We start from the raw sequence: 474 nt of genomic DNA on the forward strand, positions 1-474 counted from the left end.
CATCTCCCAAAATTCCCCCATACATTTATAAAATTTTCATGTATGGTTTATTATAAACTGGCTGGGTTTTCAATGATAATGGTGGCTTACTATTAAGTTACTAAAAACAATCCCTTTACATATTCCTCTTCTCTATCATAATGCATCGGTTGTCCGCGATATTTTCCAGATTTATATACGGCCGGATCGCCTTGGAAATCAGTTTTTTCACAGATGGTATTATTAAACCATTCGTCGATCCCTTTTATAATTTGATATTCGTTTTTTTGGTCACGTGAAGCTGCTCCACTTTGAACAAAATCATATAACTTTTCTACCTGTATTTTTAATAGTTTGTGCATACGATGAACACGCTCTACATCGTCGTAGGGTAAGCGCCCAACGCCTTTTCACATTACTGTGATAGGTTTTCAAACGCTCCCCTCCGAACCGTACGTACATGTTTCCATGTATACGGCTCTCCACTTATCCTCT

The 474-nt window shown here is 37.8% G+C and carries 1 pseudogene; it reads right to left on the reverse strand.

Annotated elements, in window-relative coordinates:
* Positions 1 to 107: 107 nt before the first annotated feature.
* A pseudogene (locus ACS2CR_RS34395) lies at positions 108 to 368 on the reverse strand (conjugal transfer protein TraG); the annotation flags it as partial.
* Between the last annotated feature and the right edge of the window lie 106 nt (positions 369 to 474).

The organism is Bacillus cereus group sp. BceL291, from assembly GCF_051776705.1.
Classification (GTDB): domain Bacteria; phylum Bacillota; class Bacilli; order Bacillales; family Bacillaceae_G; genus Bacillus_A; species Bacillus_A cereus.